Origin of the sequence: Bartonella florencae (assembly GCF_000312525.1) — a bacterium.
Classification (GTDB): Bacteria; Pseudomonadota; Alphaproteobacteria; order Rhizobiales; family Rhizobiaceae; genus Bartonella; species Bartonella florencae.
On record NZ_HE997502.1, the window covers coordinates 1 to 578 of the forward strand.

The 578-nt window shown below is 32.9% G+C and carries 1 pseudogene; it reads right to left on the reverse strand.

Annotated features, from left to right (window positions below):
* Window positions 1-3: 3 nt before the first annotated feature.
* A pseudogene (locus tag BN202_RS09640) lies at window positions 4-372 on the reverse strand (helix-turn-helix domain-containing protein).
* Window positions 373-578 lie beyond the last annotated feature (206 nt).

The window sequence follows — 578 nt, forward strand, 5'->3', positions numbered from 1 at the left end:
CCCCTATAGGACGCCTGTTTTTTTACCGAATTTCTCCAGTAATCTTTTTAATCTTGCTATATCCTGTTGTGAAAAATTTTCTAAGTTTCTAACAAACATGCCAACAATTTCACATCTGCATGAATCAGAAGGCTTTATTGTAAAACTCTTACGACATGCATAGGCTTCTTTTCTTAACAGTAAAGCAGTAGCTGTATCTAAACCATAAAGCTCTATGATCTTTTCTTCCATACCAACAGGTACAGATTTCTTGCCAATCTCGACTGAAGATAAAAATGCTACAGATATACCTCATTTCTTAGCCATATCTAAGAGACGTTCTGAGTGATCAATGCGAAGTTTACGTAAGATTTTACCAAAGGACGTAACCATATAAAAAGTCCTATTAGAGAAGAAATATTTCTTCTGATTCTAACAAATCTTTTCAAAACTTTCCTCAATTATTGCGGATCAAAACTTCTTTTTAAGGAGAGATTTGGATAATTTTAGAATGAAAAACCTTACGGTATTTCTTGTTTCCTAAATGAAGTGGAAAACTAAAACCGTTTACTTTTGCCACGAAATAAAAATCGTCAAAA